Below are 15,717 nucleotides of genomic sequence, written 5' to 3' on the forward strand. Positions count from 1 at the left end.
GCGACAACGTCTCCATCACCGTGAAACTGATCTGCCCGATCGCCATGGAAGAAGGCCTGCGTTTCGCCATCCGTGAAGGCGGCCGCACCGTGGGCGCCGGCGTCGTCTCCAAGATCATCGAGTAATCCGTTCTGGTTGTAAGTGCAGGGCGCCCTCTTTTGGGCGCCTTGTAGTCTCTGCTGCAGGGGTGTAGCTCAATTGGTAGAGCAACGGTTTCCAAAACCGTAGGTCGGGGGTTCGATTCCCTCCGCCCCTGCCATTTCCGCGTTGGGAAAAATCTAAAACATGGCCGACAAGATCAAGTTTGCGCTGGCGCTGCTATTGGTGGCGGCGGGTGTGGCCGGATTCTACCTGCTCTCGGGGCAGGCTTTGGTGTTGCAGATACTGGCTGTCATGGCGGGCCTGCTGGCGGGTGCGCTGGTGTTCTGGAAGACCGGGGCCGGGCAGCGTTTCGAGGTGCTCTGCCGGGAATCCATCCTGGAGACGCGCAAGGTCGTCTGGCCCAGCCGCAAGGAAACGGTGCAGACCACGGCCATCGTTTTTGGTTTTGTGGTCGTGATGGCGGTGTTTCTGTACTTAACTGACAAGAGCCTGGAATGGGTCATGTATGACTTGATTCTGGGCTGGAAGAAATCATGAGCAAGCGCTGGTATGTAGTGCATGCCTATTCCGGCTTTGAAAAGAGCGTCATGCGCGCCTTGCAGGAGCGCATCGAGCGTTCGGGCATGCAGGAATTGTTCGGTCGCATCCTCGTGCCCGTGGAAGAAGTCGTGGAAATGAAGAATGGGCAGAAATCCATCACGGAACGCAAGTTCTTTCCCGGCTATGTGCTGGTCGAAATGGAGATGAATGACGACTCCTGGCACCTGGTGAAGAACACGCCCAAGGTGACCGGCTTCGTCGGCGGGACGGCGAATCGCCCGGCGCCGATTTCCGACAAGGAAGTCGAGAAGATCATGCAGCAGATGCAGGACGGCGTTGAAAAACCACGTCCAAAAGTGCTGTTCGAGACTGGCGAAGTGGTGCGGGTCAAGGAAGGTCCCTTTGCCGATTTCCATGGCACCGTCGAGGATGTCAATTACGAAAAGAGCCGATTGCGCGTCTCCGTCAGCATCTTCGGTCGCGCTACCCCCGTCGAACTGGAATTCTCCCAGGTCGAGAAGGGCTGAGAATTGAAGGGCTGAGAATTTTTCAGGCCAGCCGGGAGCCTTGATTCCGGCAAGAGGAGCGTCAGTAGGGCGGCAAGTCCGGAAGCGCGCTATCACTCACTTTCAAAGGAGCCAATATGGCCAAGAAAATCGTCGGCTACGTCAAGCTGCAAGTGCCCGCCGGGAAGGCGAATCCCTCGCCCCCGATCGGCCCCGCCCTGGGTCAGCGCGGTCTGAACATCATGGAATTCTGCAAGGCCTTCAATGCCCAGACTCAGGGCATGGAACCGGGTCTGCCGATTCCTGTCGTGATCACCGCCTATGCGGACAAGTCCTTCACCTTCGTGATGAAGACGCCCCCCGCCACGATCCTGATCAAGAAGGCCGCCGGCATCAAGTCCGGTTCTGCCAAGCCCCATACCGACAAGGTGGGCAAGATCACGCGTGCCCAGTGCGAAGAAATCGCCACCACCAAAATGCCTGACCTCACGGCTGCCGACATGGAGGCTGCCGTGCGCACCATCGCCGGTTCCGCCCGCAGCATGGGTATCACTGTGGAGGGTCTGTAATCATGGCCAAGCTCACCAAGAAACAAAAAGCCCTGGCGGGCAAGGTTGTTCCCCAGAAGCCCTATCCTGTCGCCGAGGCGCTGGCCCTGGCCAAGGAAACCGCGACTGCCAAGTTTGATGAATCCATCGACGTCGCCGTGAATCTGGGGATCGATGCACGTAAATCCGACCAGCTGGTGCGCGGCTCCGTCGTGCTGCCGGCCGGGACCGGCAAGACCGTGCGCGTCGCCGTGTTTGCCCAGGGTGACAAGGCCGAGGCGGCCAAGGCTGCCGGTGCGGATGTGGTGGGTTTTGAGGATCTGGCCGAGCAGGTCAAGGCCGGTAACCTGAATTTCGACATCGTCATCGCCACCCCCGATGCCATGCGGATCGTCGGTCAGCTGGGCCAGATTCTGGGGCCGCGTGGGCTGATGCCCAACCCCAAGGTGGGGACCGTGACCATGGACGTCACCACGGGCGTCAAGAATGCCAAGGCCGGTCAGGTTCAATATCGTACCGACAAGGGCGGCATCGTTCACGCCACCATCGGACGCGCTTCCTTCCCGGTTGAAAAGCTGGAAGAAAACCTGCGCGCCCTGATCGAAGCCCTGAACAAGGCCAAGCCGGCCAGCAGCAAGGGGCAGTATCTGCGCAAGATCGCCGTGGCCAGCACCATGGGTCCTGGCGTGCGCGTCGATCAGGCCAGCCTGGTTGCATGAAGACTTTGGGCTGCAGGTCTGCCGCAAGGTGGACCTGCGGATCGTCAAAGACCGCAGGTGCCCGCAAGGGCTTAATCGCTGACTGCCTGCGCAGACGGTGTGCCCGGAACAAGGATGATTCACCGGATTTGGGTCCGGTACGCTCCTGGTTCAGGTCGCCGTAAGCGGGGTGAAAATTTTTTCACCCTATTCTGACTTGAAAGGAGGAAAGACCTGTGGGTCTCAATCTCGAAGACAAAAAAGCCGTTGTGGCTGAGGTGTCGGCACGAGTAGCCACTGCCCAGACAATTGCGCTCGCCGAATATCGTGGCATTGAAGTGGGTCACCTCACTGCGCTGCGCAAGAAGGCCCGCGAATCTGGCGTGTATCTGCGCGTGCTGAAAAACACCCTGGTGCGTCGTGCTGTGGCGGGGACTCCGTTCGCAGAGCTGGCTGACCAGATGGTAGGTCCCCTGATCTATAGCCTTTCCAAGGATCCGGTGTCGGCCGCCAAGGTGCTGCACGATTTTGCAAAAACCAACGACAAGCTGGTCATCAAGGCTGGTTCCTATGCCGGCAAGGTGCTGGACAAGGCAGGCGTACAAGCCCTGGCTTCCATCCCCAGCCGCGAAGAACTGCTCGCCAGACTGCTGGGTGTCATGCAGGCCCCCGTCTCCGGCTTTGCCGGTGCCGTGGCCGCCCTGGCCAAGCAGCGCGAAGAAGCCGCGGCTTGACCTGCGTTCATCCCTCATTGCTACAGAATTGATTTAGGAGTTATTTAAATGGCTATCTCTAAAGACGACATCCTCGAAGCCGTAGGCGCCATGACCGTCATGGAACTCAATGACCTGGTCAAGGCATTTGAAGAAAAGTTCGGCGTTTCCGCGGCTTCCCTGGCCGTGGCCGCTCCCGGTGCGGGTGGCGGTGCCGCTGCTGCTGCTGAAGAACAGACCGAATTCTCGGTGATCCTGACCGGCGCGGGCGACAAGAAGGTTGAAGTCATCAAGGTGGTGCGCGCAGCCACCGGCCTGGGCCTGAAGGAAGCCAAGGACGTGGTGGATGGCGCTCCCAGGCCTGTCAAGGAAGGCATCTCCAAGGCTGATGCTGAAGCCCTGAAGAAGCAGCTGGAAGATGCAGGTGCCAAGGTTGAACTGAAGTAATCGACTGGATGTCATCCGGGCTGACGGTGATTGCCGTCAGCCCTTTTCTGCTTAGTTATTCAGCCAGCTTTTTGAGTTTGAGACAGCGAGATAACCATCAGCGCACTAACGGCAAACGCAAGCACGACTCTTCTTTGCTACGGCGGAGCGAGTGAGCTTGCGTTTGCCTGTTTCTGTCTTTTTTGTGCCGGTTGTTTCGGCCTAACCGTTTCCGTCCTTTGATTTCGGAGCGACCATGAGTTCTACCTCCTCCTACTCCTATACCGAGAAAAAGCGCATTCGCAAGAGCTTTGCCAAGCGGGAGAACGTACTTGACGTTCCTTACCTGCTGGCGACTCAGCTGGCGTCTTTTTCCGATTTCCTCCAGGCAGAAGTGCCTGCCGCACAGCGGAAGAATGAGGGCCTTCAGTCGGCTTTCACCTCCATCTTCCCGATCGTGTCCCATTCCGGAAACGCCCGTCTGGAGTTTGTCAGCTTCGCCCTGGGTGAGCCCGCCTTCGATGTCAAGGAGTGCCATCAGCGTGGTCTGACCTTCGCGTCCTCCCTGCGCGCCAAGGTGCGACTGGTGATCCTCGACCGGGAGTCGCCCGAAACCATCAAGGAAGTCAAGGAACAAGAAGTGTACATGGGCGAGATTCCGCTCATGACCACCAACGGCTCCTTTGTCATCAACGGCACCGAGCGGGTCATCGTTTCCCAGCTGCACCGTTCGCCCGGCGTCTTTTTCGAGCATGACCGGGGCAAGACCCATTCTTCCGGCAAACTGCTGTTCTCGGCCCGCATCATTCCCTACCGGGGTTCCTGGCTCGATTTCGAATTCGACCCCAAGGACACCCTGTTCTTCCGTGTGGACCGCCGCCGCAAGATGCCCGTCACCACCTTGCTGATGGCCCTGGGCATGACGGCCGAGCAGATCCTGGCCGAATTCTTCGAATTCGATACCTTCCACATTTCCAGAAACGGCATCGAGTTCGAGGTCGTGCCCGAGCGCCTGCGCGGCGAAATGGCCCGTTTCGACGTGGTCGGTCCCGATGGCAAGGTGATCGTCGCCAAGGACAAGCGCATCACCGTGAAGCACATCCGCGACATGCAGGCCGCCAACCTGCATCAGCTGAGCGTACCCGAGGATTTCATCCTGGGGCGCGTGATTGGCGAGCCCGTGGTCGACAAGGAAACCGGAGAAATCCTGGCTGCCGCCAACGAGGAAATCACCGAGGCGCTCTTGGCCAAGCTGATGGAAGCCGGGGTAGGGGAGATCAAGACCCTCTACACCAACGACCTGGACCGCGGTGCCTTCATTTCCCAGACCCTGCGCGGCGACGACACCGCCTCGAAGCAGGCTGCCCGCGTTGCCATCTACCGCATGATGCGCCCGGGCGAGCCTCCTACCGAGGAAGCCGTGGAAATCCTGTTCCACGGGCTGTTCTATTCCGATGAACGCTACGACCTGTCCCGGGTCGGGCGGATGAAGTTCAACCGCCGCCTGGGTCGCGCCGACGTCATCGAATACAAGGTGATGGTCAACAGCCTGCAGTCGCGGGCTGAAGCGGCTCTCAAGAATCTGGCCGAAGCCGCCGGGCTGCCCCTGAGCCGTATCCAGGAAATCGTCTCCCAACTGCCCTTTGGCCCTCGCGCCATTGCCGAGAATCTGACCAAGGAAGCCGCCGAGGCGCTGGCTGCCAGGCTCAAGCCCGTGGGCGGCCATGTGGAAGTGCGCGCCCAGATGACCTTGTCACCATGCGACATCGTTGAAGTCATCAAGATTCTCGTGGAACTGCGCAATGGCCGTGGCGACATCGACGACATCGATCACCTCGGCAACCGGCGCGTCCGCTCCGTCGGTGAGCTGGCCGAGAACCAGTTCCGCGCCGGCCTCGTGCGCGTCGAGCGCGCCGTCAAGGAACGCCTGAACCAGGCGGAATCCGAAAATCTGATGCCGCACGATCTGATCAACGCCAAATCCATCAGCGCCGCGATCAAGGAATTCTTCGGCTCCAGCCAGTTGTCCCAGTTCATGGACCAGACCAACCCGCTCTCCGAGATCACCCACAAGCGGCGCGTTTCCGCCCTGGGCCCCGGCGGTCTGACCCGCGAACGCGCCGGCTTCGAAGTGCGTGACGTGCACCCCACCCACTATGGCCGCGTCTGCCCGATCGAAACTCCGGAAGGTCCGAACATCGGCCTGATCAACTCCCTGGCCCTGTACGCCCGGGTGAATGACTACGGCTTTATCGAAACCGCCTACCGCAAGGTGGTGGACAGCCAGGTGACCGACCAGATCGAATTCCTGTCCGCGATCGAAGAAGGTGCTTATGTGATCGCCCAGGCCAATGCCTCCCTGGGTGAGGGCAACCGCCTGACCGACGAGTTGGTGACCTGCCGCGAGAAAGGCGAAACCATCCTGGCCGAGCCGGCACGGGTCCAGTACATGGACGTGGCGCCCGGCCAGATCGTTTCGGTGGCCGCTTCCCTGATCCCCTTCCTGGAACACGACGACGCCAACCGTGCCTTGATGGGGGCCAACATGCAGCGCCAGGCCGTGCCCTGCCTGCGTCCCGAGAAGCCCCTGGTCGGCACCGGCATCGAACGCACCGTGGCGGTGGACTCCGGCACTGCCGTGATCGCCCTGCGCGGCGGTCTGGTGGATTACGTGGATGCAGGCCGGGTCGTGGTGCGCGTCAATGATGATGAGGCCCTGGCGGGCGAAGTCGGGGTGGACATCTACAACCTGGTGAAATACACCCGCTCCAACCAGAACACCAACATCAACCAGCGTCCCCTGGTGAAGGTGGGCGACCGGATTGCCCGCGGCGACGTGGTGGCCGATGGCGCCTCGACCGACAAGGGCGAACTGGCCCTCGGCCAGAACATGCTGATCGCCTTCATGCCCTGGAACGGCTACAACTACGAAGACTCGATCCTGATTTCCGAACGGGTCGTGGCCGAGGATCGCTACACTTCGATCCACATCGAAGAACTGACGGTCGTGGCCCGCGATACCAAGCTCGGCCCGGAAGAAATCACCCGCGACATCGCCTCCCTGGGCGAAGCCCAGCTGGGTCGGCTCGATGACTCCGGCATCGTGTACATCGGGGCCGAAGTCGAAGCCGGTGACGTGCTGGTCGGCAAGGTCACGCCCAAGGGTGAAACCCAGCTGACGCCTGAAGAAAAGCTGCTGCGCGCCATCTTCGGCGAGAAGGCTTCCGACGTGAAGGACACCTCCCTGCGCGTGCCCGCCGGCATCGCCGGTACGGTCATTGACGTGCAGGTGTTCACCCGCGAAGGCATCGAACGCGACAAGCGTGCCCAGTCCATCATCGACGACCACCTGCGCGGCTACAAGCTGGATCTGGCCGACCAGATGCGGATCGTGGAGCGCGACGCCTTTGCCCGGGTCGAGCGTCTGATCCTGGGCAAGAAGGCCAACGGCGGTCCCAAGCGCCTGGCCAAGGGCAGCGAGATCAACAAGGAATACCTGGACGGCCTGGAGCCGCACCACTGGTTCGACATCCGTGTCGCCGACGACGAACTGGCCCAGCAGCTCGAGCAGATCCGCGACGGCCTGGAACAGACCCGCAAAGCCTTCGATGAAGCCTTCGAAGCCAAGCGCAAGAAGCTGACCCAGGGCGACGAACTGCCGCCCGGCGTGCAAAAGATGGTCAAGGTCTATGTGGCCGTGAAGCGTCGCCTGCAGCCCGGCGACAAGATGGCCGGCCGGCACGGCAACAAGGGGGTGGTTTCCCGCATCGTGCCGGTGGAAGACATGCCGCACATGGCTGACGGTCGTCCCGTGGATATCGTGCTCAATCCCCTGGGTGTGCCATCCCGCATGAACGTCGGCCAGATTCTCGAAGTCCACCTCGGCTGGGCCGCCAAAGGCCTGGGCGAGAAGATCGGCGCCATGCTCAGGAAGGAAGCCAGCGCCGGAGAAGTGCGTGATTTCCTGGACAAGATCTATAACGTCAAGGGCAAGCCGGAGAACCTGGATTCCCTCGATGAGGGCGAAATCCTGGAACTGGCCGAGAACCTGACCGCCGGTGTGCCGTTTGCCACCCCGGTGTTCGACGGGGCCAAGGAAGAGGAAATCAAGTACATGCTGGAGCTCGCCGGTCTGCCCAGCAGCGGCCAGGTTCAACTCTTCGACGGCCGCACTGGCGAAGCCTTCGAGCGCGCGGTTACGGTGGGTTACATGCACTACCTGAAGCTGCACCACCTGGTGGATGACAAGATGCACGCCCGTTCCACCGGCCCCTACAGCCTGGTGACCCAGCAGCCGCTGGGGGGCAAGGCCCAGTTCGGCGGTCAGCGCTTCGGGGAAATGGAAGTCTGGGCGCTGGAGGCCTACGGCGCCGCTTACGTATTGCAGGAAATGCTGACCGTGAAGTCCGATGACGTGAACGGCCGTACCAAGGTGTACGAAAATATCGTCAAGGGCGAGCACAGGATCGATGCCGGCATGCCGGAATCCTTCAACGTGCTGGTCAAGGAAATCCGGTCGCTGGCAATTGACATCGATCTGGAACGTTACTGATTCAGGGCCAAGGAGTGAAACGATGAAAGCATTGCTCGATCTGTTCAAGCAGGTTACGCAGGAAGAGGAATTCGACGCGATTACCATCGGGCTCGCCTCGCCCGAGAAGATCCGTTCCTGGTCCTTTGGTGAAGTCAAGAAGCCGGAAACCATCAACTACCGGACTTTCAAGCCCGAGCGCGATGGCTTGTTCTGTTCCAAGATCTTCGGGCCCATCAAGGACTACGAGTGCCTGTGCGGCAAGTACAAGCGCTTGAAGCACCGCGGGGTGATCTGCGAGAAGTGCGGCGTGGAAGTGACCCTGGCCAAGGTGCGCCGCGAGCGCATGGGCCACATCGAACTGGCTTCGCCCGTCGCCCACATCTGGTTCCTGAAGTCCCTGCCGAGCCGCCTCGGCATGGTGCTCGACATGACCCTGCGCGATATCGAGCGGGTCCTGTATTTCGAAGCCTTCGTGGTGGTGGAGCCCGGCATGGTCTCCAACCTGCAACGCGGCCAGCTGCTCACCGAAGAGCAGTACATCGAGATGATGGAAGAGCACGGCGACGAATTCGTGGCCTTGATGGGGGCGGAAGGCATCCGTGATCTGCTGCGCAATCTGGATCTGGATGGCGAAGCCGAGCGGCTGCATGCGGAACTGGAGGTCACCACTTCCGAGACCAAGAACAAGAAGATGGCCAAGCGCCTGAAGGTGCTGGAAGCCTTCCAGAAGTCCGGCATCAAGCCCGACTGGATGGTGCTGGAAGTGCTGCCCGTGCTGCCGCCGGACCTGCGCCCCCTGGTGCCCCTGGACGGCGGCCGTTTTGCCACCTCCGACTTGAATGACCTGTACCGCCGCGTCATCAACCGCAACAACCGGCTGAAGCGTCTGCTGGAATTGAAGGCGCCCGACATCATCGTGCGCAACGAAAAGCGCATGCTGCAAGAAGCGGTGGACTCCCTGCTCGACAACGGCCGGCGCGGCAAGGCCATGACCGGCGCCAACAAGCGTCCGCTCAAATCCCTGGCCGACATGATCAAGGGCAAGGGCGGCCGTTTCCGCCAGAACCTGCTCGGCAAGCGCGTCGACTATTCCGGCCGTTCCGTGATCGTCGTGGGCCCCCAGTTGAAGCTGCACCAGTGCGGTCTGCCCAAGCTCATGGCCCTGGAACTGTTCAAACCCTTCATCTTTCACAAGCTGGAAGTCCTGGGCCTGGCCACCACCATCAAGCAAGCCAAAAAGATGGTGGAAATCCAGGAGCCCGTGGTGTGGGACATCCTCGAGGACGTGATCCGCGAACATCCGGTCATGCTCAACCGGGCGCCGACCCTGCACCGTCTGGGCATCCAGGCCTTCGAGCCGACCCTGATCGAAGGCAAGGCCATCCAGCTCCACCCCCTCGTCTGTTCCGCCTTCAACGCCGACTTCGACGGCGACCAGATGGCCGTGCACGTGCCCTTGTCCCTGGAAGCCCAGATGGAAGCCCGCACCTTGATGCTGGCCTCCAACAACGTGCTCTCCCCCGCCAACGGCCAGCCCATCATCGTGCCGTCGCAAGACATCGTGCTGGGTTTGTACTACGCCACCCGTGAGCGCATCAACGCCAAGGGAGAAGGCATGATGTTTGCCGATGTGGCCGAAATGGAGCGGGCCCTGGCGGCCAAGGAAGTGGAACTCCACACCCGCGTTTCTGTGCGTCTGAAGCAGTACGAAGCCGGCGCCGTGGAAGGCGAATGGACCGAGAAGCTGGTGCGTACCGACACCACGGTGGGCCGTGCCTTCCTGTCGAAGATCCTGCCCAAGGGCCTGCCCTTCAAGAACATCGACAAGGCCCTGAAGAAGAAGGAAATCTCGAAGCTGATCGACGAGTCCTTCCGGCGCTGCGGCTTGCGTGAAACCGTCATCTTCGCCGACAAGCTGATGCAGAACGGGTATGCCCTGGCGACCCGCGCCGGCATCTCCTTCTGCGCCGATGACATGAAGGTGCCGCCCCAGAAGCACGAGATCATCGCCGCCGCCGAAGCCGAAGTGAAGGAAATCGAACGCCAGTACACCAACGGCCTCGTGACCCAGGGTGAGCGCTACAACAAGGTGGTGGACATCTGGGGGCGTACCGGCGACCAGGTGGCCAAGGTGATGATGGAGCAGCTCGGCCACGAAGAAGTGGTGGATCGGCACGGTAAGACCGTGAAGCAGGATTCCTTCAACTCCATCTTCATGATGGCCGACTCCGGTGCCCGCGGTTCTGCCGCCCAGATCCGTCAGCTCGCCGGCATGCGCGGCCTGATGGCCAAGCCAGACGGCTCCATCATCGAAACGCCGATCACGACCAACTTCCGCGAAGGTCTGAACGTGCTGCAGTACTTCATCTCCACTCACGGCGCCCGCAAGGGTCTGGCCGACACGGCGCTGAAGACCGCCAACTCCGGCTACCTGACCCGCCGTCTGGTAGACGTGACCCAGGATCTGGTGATCACCGAGGATGATTGTGGTACCAGCAACGGTTACACCGTGCGCGCCCTGGTGGAAGGCGGCGAGGTGATCGAGCCCTTGCGCGAGCGCGTCCTGGGCCGCGTCACCGTGGATGACCTGGTGGACCCGGAAACCCAGGAAACCGTGATCTTCGCCGGCACCATGCTGGACGAAGACCTGGTCGAACTGGTGGACAAGCTCGGCATCGACGAAGTCAAGGTGCGCACGCCGCTCACCTGCGACACCCGTTATGGTCTGTGCGCCAAGTGCTATGGCCGCGACCTGGGGCGCGGCTATCTGGTGAATGTGGGCGAAGCCGTGGGTGTGATTGCCGCCCAGTCCATCGGCGAACCCGGTACTCAGCTGACCATGCGGACCTTCCACGTCGGTGGCGCGGCTTCCCGGGCGGCCGCCATTTCCGAGATCGAATCCAAGTCTGCCGGTGTGGTGCGCTTTACCGCCAGCGTGCGCTACGTCACCAACGCCAAGGGCGAGAAGATCGTCATCTCCCGCTCTGGCGAACTGCTGATCACCGATGATGCCGGCCGTGAGCGGGAACGTCACAAGGTGCCTTATGGTGCCACCTTGCTGCCCGAGGATGGTGATGTGCTCAAGGCCGGTTCCAAGCTGGCGACCTGGGATCCCCACGCCCGCCCGATCGTGACCGAATACGCCGGTACGGTGAAGTTCGAGAACGTGGAAGAAGGCGTCACCGTCGCCAAGCAGATTGACGATGTGACCGGCCTCTCCACCCTGGTGGTGATCGATTCCAAGCAGCGCGGCGGCAAGACCCCGGCCAAGGGGGTGGTCCGTCCCGTGGTGAAGCTGCTCGATGCCAACGGTGAGGAAGTGCGTGTCGCCGGTTCCGACCATCCGGTCTCCATCGCCTTTTTGACCGGCTCGATCATCGCCGTGGCAGATGGCCAGCAGGTGCATGAAGGGGACATCCTCGCCAAGATTCCCCAGGAATCCGCCAAGACCCGCGATATCACCGGCGGCCTGCCGCGCGTGGCCGAACTGTTTGAAGCTCGCACGCCCAAGGATGCTTCCTTCCTGGCGGAATGCACCGGCACCGTTTCCTTCGGCAAGGACACCAAGGGCAAGCAGCGCCTGATCATCACGGATATGGATGGCGTGCCGCATGAATACCTGATCTCCAAGGACAAGCATGTGCTGGTCCATGACGGCCAGGTGGTGAACAAGGGTGAAACCATCGTCGAAGGCGAGCAGGATCCGCACGACATCCTGCGTCTGAAGGGAGTCGAGGAACTGGCCCGCTACATCACCGACGAAGTCCAGGATGTGTATCGCCTGCAAGGCGTGAAGATCAACGACAAGCATATCGAGGTGATCGTGCGGCAGATGCTGCGCCGGGTGGCCATTACCGAACCGGGCGATACCAGGTTCATCAAGAGCGAGCAGGTCGAGCGCGCCGAACTGTTTGCCGAGAATGACCGGATGGTGGCCCAAGGCAAGATTCCTGCCAGTTTCGAACACATGCTGCTGGGGATCACCAAAGCCTCCTTGTCCACCGACTCCTTCATCTCGGCCGCTTCCTTCCAGGAAACCACCCGGGTGCTGACCGAAGCCGCCATCATGGGCAAGCGGGACGAGTTGCGCGGTCTCAAGGAAAACGTCATCGTCGGCCGCCTCATTCCGGCAGGTACCGGTCTGGCTTACCACCGCACCCGCAAGGCCCAGGCCAGCGGTCAGGATCTGGCCGAAGACCGCCCCATCATCGACGCGGCGCCTGCCGTAGTGGAATCCCCGGAAGAGGCTTCCTGATCCCGACCTCCGGCCCTGTTGCAAGACAGGGCCGGTCCGGCTCGTTGACATGGGTCTTGTCAAGCCTTAGAATCCATGTCCTTTGTCGGCAGAGGCTAATCAGAGCCTTTGTTTTGTATAACAAAATGGCTGAAGCAAATCGCTTCGGCGGTGTTTGGCGGTCTGACCGCCAGAGGATTTATATGCCTACCATCAACCAGCTCGTGCGCAAGCCGCGCGAGGCAGAAGTTACCAAGAGCAAGGTTCCCGCTCTGGAAAAGTGCCCCCAGAAGCGTGGCGTCTGCACCCGTGTTTATACCACCACCCCCAAGAAGCCCAACTCCGCGCTGCGGAAGGTTTGCAAGGTGCGTCTGACCAATGGTTTCGAGGTCATTTCGTACATTGGCGGTGAAGGCCATAACCTGCAGGAGCACTCCGTGGTTCTGATCCGCGGCGGCCGGGTAAAGGACTTGCCCGGTGTGCGCTACCACACCGTGCGTGGTTCCCTGGATACCCAGGGTGTGAAAGATCGCAAGCAGTCCCGTTCCAAGTACGGGGCCAAGCGCCCGAAGGCAGCCTGATCCAGGTTGCTTGAGTAAGTGGCCGCCTGATGGGCGGCCGCGAGGCTTTGTGCAGGCCTTTTGCACAGTCTCAACTGAATCGTGTAAAGAGAGGAAGTCATGCCACGTCGTCGTGAAGTACCCAAGCGCGAGATCCTGCCCGATCCCAAATTCGGCAGCCAGGATGTCTCCAAGTTCATCAATGCCATCATGCAAAGCGGCAAGAAGTCTGTGGCCGAGCGCATCGTCTATGGTGCCTTTGCCCAGATCACAACCAAGGCGGGCAAAGATCCCCTTGAAGTTTTCACGGCTGCCATCGGCAATGTCAAGCCTCTGGTGGAAGTGAAGTCCCGCCGCGTCGGCGGTGCCAACTATCAGGTGCCCGTGGAAGTGCGTCCCGCCCGCCGCATGGCGCTGGCCATGCGTTGGTTGCGTGAAGCCGCCCGCAAGCGCTCCGAAAAGACCATGGGTCTGCGTCTGGCGGCTGAAATGCTGGAAGCCTCCGAGAACCGCGGCGGTGCCGTCAAGAAGCGTGATGAAGTGCATCGTATGGCAGAAGCCAACAAGGCCTTCTCTCACTTCCGCTTCTAACCCTTCGACTGAGGTTACATCGTGGCACGTAAGACACCTATCGAGCGCTACCGCAATATCGGTATCTCCGCTCACATCGACGCCGGCAAGACCACCACGACCGAGCGCATCCTTTTTTACACCGGCGTCAATCACAAAATTGGCGAAGTGCATGACGGTGCCGCCACCATGGACTGGATGGAGCAGGAGCAGGAGCGGGGCATCACCATCACTTCCGCCGCCACCACCTGTTTCTGGAAGGGCATGGACAACAGCTTTCCCGAGCATCGCTTCAACATCATCGACACCCCGGGACACGTGGACTTCACCATCGAGGTGGAGCGCTCCATGCGGGTGCTCGACGGCGCCTGCATGGTTTACTGTGCGGTGGGTGGCGTCCAGCCCCAGTCCGAAACCGTGTGGCGCCAGGCGACCAAGTACAAGGTGCCCCGTCTGGCGTTCGTCAACAAGATGGACCGTTCCGGCGCCAATTTCTTCAAGGTCGTAGACCAGATGAAGACCCGCCTGAAGGCCAGTCCTGTGCCCATCGTGATTCCCATTGGCGCCGAAGATGGCTTCACGGGCGTGGTGGATCTGTGCAAGATGAAGGCCATCATCTGGGACGAAGCCTCGCAGGGCATGAAGTTCAACTACGAAGAGATTCCCGCCGATCTGCTGGAAACGGCGCAATCCTGGCGCGAGCAGATGGTCGAAGCGGCGGCCGAGGCTTCAGAAGAGCTGATGAACGAGTACCTCGAAAACGGCGACTTGTCCGAGGACAAGATCAAGCTGGGCCTGCGTACGCGGACCCTGGCCTGTGAAATCCAGCCGATGCTGTGCGGCAGCGCCTTCAAGAACAAGGGTGTGCAGCGCATGCTGGATGCCGTGATCGAGTTCCTGCCCTCGCCCGTGGATATTCCGCCCGTCACCGGCATTGACGATCGTGATCAGCCCACCTCCCGCCGGGCCGACGACAACGAGAAGTTCTCCGCCCTGGCTTTCAAGCTGATGACCGACCCCTTCGTCGGCCAGCTGACCTTCATTCGCGTCTATTCCGGCGTGCTCAATTCCGGCTCCACCGTGCTCAACTCCGTCAAGGGCAAGAAGGAACGGATTGGCCGCATCCTGCAGATGCACGCCAACAACCGCGAAGAAATCAAGGAAGTGCTGGCGGGCGACATCGCCGCCTGCGTCGGTCTGAAGGAAGTCACGACCGGTGAAACCCTGTGTGATCCCGATGCGCCGATCATCCTCGAACGCATGGTCTTCCCCGAGCCCGTGATTCACGTGGCCGTGGAGCCCAAGACCAAGGCCGACCAGGAAAAGATGGGTATCGCGCTGGGCCGTCTGGCTGCAGAAGATCCCTCCTTCCGCGTCCGCACTGACGAAGAATCCGGTCAGACCATCATTTCCGGGATGGGCGAGCTGCACCTCGACATCATCGTCGACCGCATGCGCCGTGAATTCAATGTGGAAGCCAACGTGGGCGCGCCCCAGGTGGCCTACCGCGAATGCATCAAGAAGGCCGTCGAGCAGGAAGGCAAGTTCGTCAAGCAGTCTGGCGGTCGCGGTCAGTATGGCCACGTCTGGCTCAAGATCGAGCCGAACGAACCGGGTGCGGGTTATGCCTTCGTGGACGCCATCAAGGGCGGGACCGTGCCGCGTGAATATATTCCTGCGGTGGACAAGGGGCTGCAAGACTCCATTTCCAGCGGTGTGCTGGCAGGCTACCCGGTGGTTGATATCAAGTTCACCCTGTTTGATGGTTCCTACCACGATGTGGACTCCAACGAAAACGCCTTCCGCATGGCGGCCTCCATGGCGTTCAAGGAGGGCATGAAGAAGGCTCAGCCGACGCTGCTCGAACCGATGATGGCCGTGGTCGTGGAAACGCCCGAAGAGTATATGGGCAACGTGATGGGCGACCTTTCTTCCCGGCGCGGTATCGTGCAGGGCATGGAAGACCTCCCTGGCGGGACCAAGGAAGTGCGTGCTGAAGTGCCGCTGTCCGAAATGTTCGGCTACGCCACCCAGCTGCGTTCGCTGACCCAGGGCCGCGCGATCTACTCGATGGAATTCAAACATTACTCGGAGGCGCCCAAGAACGTCGCCGAGGCCGTGATCAACAAGAAATAATCAGGTAACTGGAGAATATTGAAGATGGCTAAGGAAAAATTTTCGCGTACGAAGCCGCACGTGAATGTGGGCACGATTGGTCACGTCGACCACGGCAAGACCACCCTGACGGCAGCGATTGCCACGGTGCTGGCCAAGAAGTTTGGTGGT

12 protein-coding genes, 1 tRNA gene and 1 pseudogene are annotated in these 15,717 nt (G+C 60.8%); all 14 read left to right on the plus strand.

Annotated elements, in window-relative coordinates; translation table 11 throughout:
- Positions 1-125: pseudogene (tuf, locus tag WBH99_RS00005) on the plus strand (elongation factor Tu); the annotation flags it as partial.
- 58 nt (positions 126-183) lie between these two features.
- Positions 184-259, plus strand: a tRNA-Trp gene (locus WBH99_RS00010).
- Positions 260-285: 26 nt separating this feature from the next.
- Entirely contained in the window at positions 286-639 is a 354-nt protein-coding gene (gene secE, locus WBH99_RS00015; RefSeq protein ID WP_424218049.1) for a preprotein translocase subunit SecE, read from the plus strand.
- The gene (nusG, locus tag WBH99_RS00020) at positions 636-1,169 is read left to right on the plus strand and encodes a transcription termination/antitermination protein NusG (RefSeq protein ID WP_424218050.1); all 534 of its coding nucleotides are present in this window, start codon (positions 636-638) and stop codon (positions 1,167-1,169) included. The genes secE and nusG overlap by 4 nt, the downstream gene beginning before the upstream one ends.
- A gap of 116 nt (positions 1,170-1,285) precedes the next feature.
- Positions 1,286-1,717 (plus strand): 50S ribosomal protein L11, encoded by a 432-nt coding sequence (gene rplK, locus WBH99_RS00025; protein ID WP_424218051.1) that lies wholly within the window; start codon positions 1,286-1,288, stop codon positions 1,715-1,717.
- A gap of 2 nt (positions 1,718-1,719) precedes the next feature.
- Positions 1,720-2,415, plus strand: a complete 696-nt coding sequence (rplA, locus tag WBH99_RS00030) for a 50S ribosomal protein L1 (RefSeq protein WP_424218052.1) — start codon at positions 1,720-1,722, stop codon at positions 2,413-2,415.
- A gap of 215 nt (positions 2,416-2,630) precedes the next feature.
- Positions 2,631-3,128, plus strand: coding sequence for a 50S ribosomal protein L10 (gene rplJ, locus WBH99_RS00035; RefSeq protein WP_424218053.1), 498 nt, complete (start codon positions 2,631-2,633; stop codon positions 3,126-3,128).
- Positions 3,129-3,176: 48 nt separating this feature from the next.
- Positions 3,177-3,554: a 50S ribosomal protein L7/L12 gene (rplL, locus tag WBH99_RS00040; protein WP_424218054.1), complete on the plus strand. Its 378-nt coding sequence runs from the start codon at positions 3,177-3,179 to the stop codon at positions 3,552-3,554.
- A gap of 235 nt (positions 3,555-3,789) precedes the next feature.
- Positions 3,790-8,085 carry a DNA-directed RNA polymerase subunit beta gene (gene rpoB / locus WBH99_RS00045; RefSeq protein ID WP_424218055.1) on the plus strand — a complete coding sequence of 1,432 codons (4,296 nt, stop codon included), beginning with the start codon at positions 3,790-3,792 and terminating at the stop codon, positions 8,083-8,085.
- A gap of 22 nt (positions 8,086-8,107) precedes the next feature.
- Positions 8,108-12,322: a DNA-directed RNA polymerase subunit beta' gene (gene rpoC, locus WBH99_RS00050; RefSeq protein ID WP_424218056.1), complete on the plus strand. Its 4,215-nt coding sequence runs from the start codon at positions 8,108-8,110 to the stop codon at positions 12,320-12,322.
- Positions 12,323-12,504: 182 nt separating this feature from the next.
- Positions 12,505-12,882 carry a 30S ribosomal protein S12 gene (gene rpsL / locus WBH99_RS00055; protein ID WP_424218057.1) on the plus strand — a complete coding sequence of 126 codons (378 nt, stop codon included), beginning with the start codon at positions 12,505-12,507 and terminating at the stop codon, positions 12,880-12,882.
- Positions 12,883-12,981: 99 nt separating this feature from the next.
- Positions 12,982-13,452: a 30S ribosomal protein S7 gene (rpsG, locus tag WBH99_RS00060; RefSeq protein ID WP_424218058.1), complete on the plus strand. Its 471-nt coding sequence runs from the start codon at positions 12,982-12,984 to the stop codon at positions 13,450-13,452.
- Between the two features lie 21 nt (positions 13,453-13,473).
- A complete protein-coding gene (gene fusA, locus WBH99_RS00065) occupies positions 13,474-15,567 on the plus strand; it encodes an elongation factor G (protein WP_424218059.1) in 2,094 nt (697 codons plus the stop codon).
- Positions 15,568-15,591: 24 nt separating this feature from the next.
- Positions 15,592-15,717: GTP-binding protein (locus tag WBH99_RS00070; RefSeq protein ID WP_424218060.1), on the plus strand; the 126-nt coding region annotated here is incomplete at its 3' end.

The organism is Azovibrio sp., from assembly GCF_049658005.1.
Lineage (GTDB): Bacteria > Pseudomonadota > Gammaproteobacteria > Burkholderiales > Rhodocyclaceae > Azovibrio.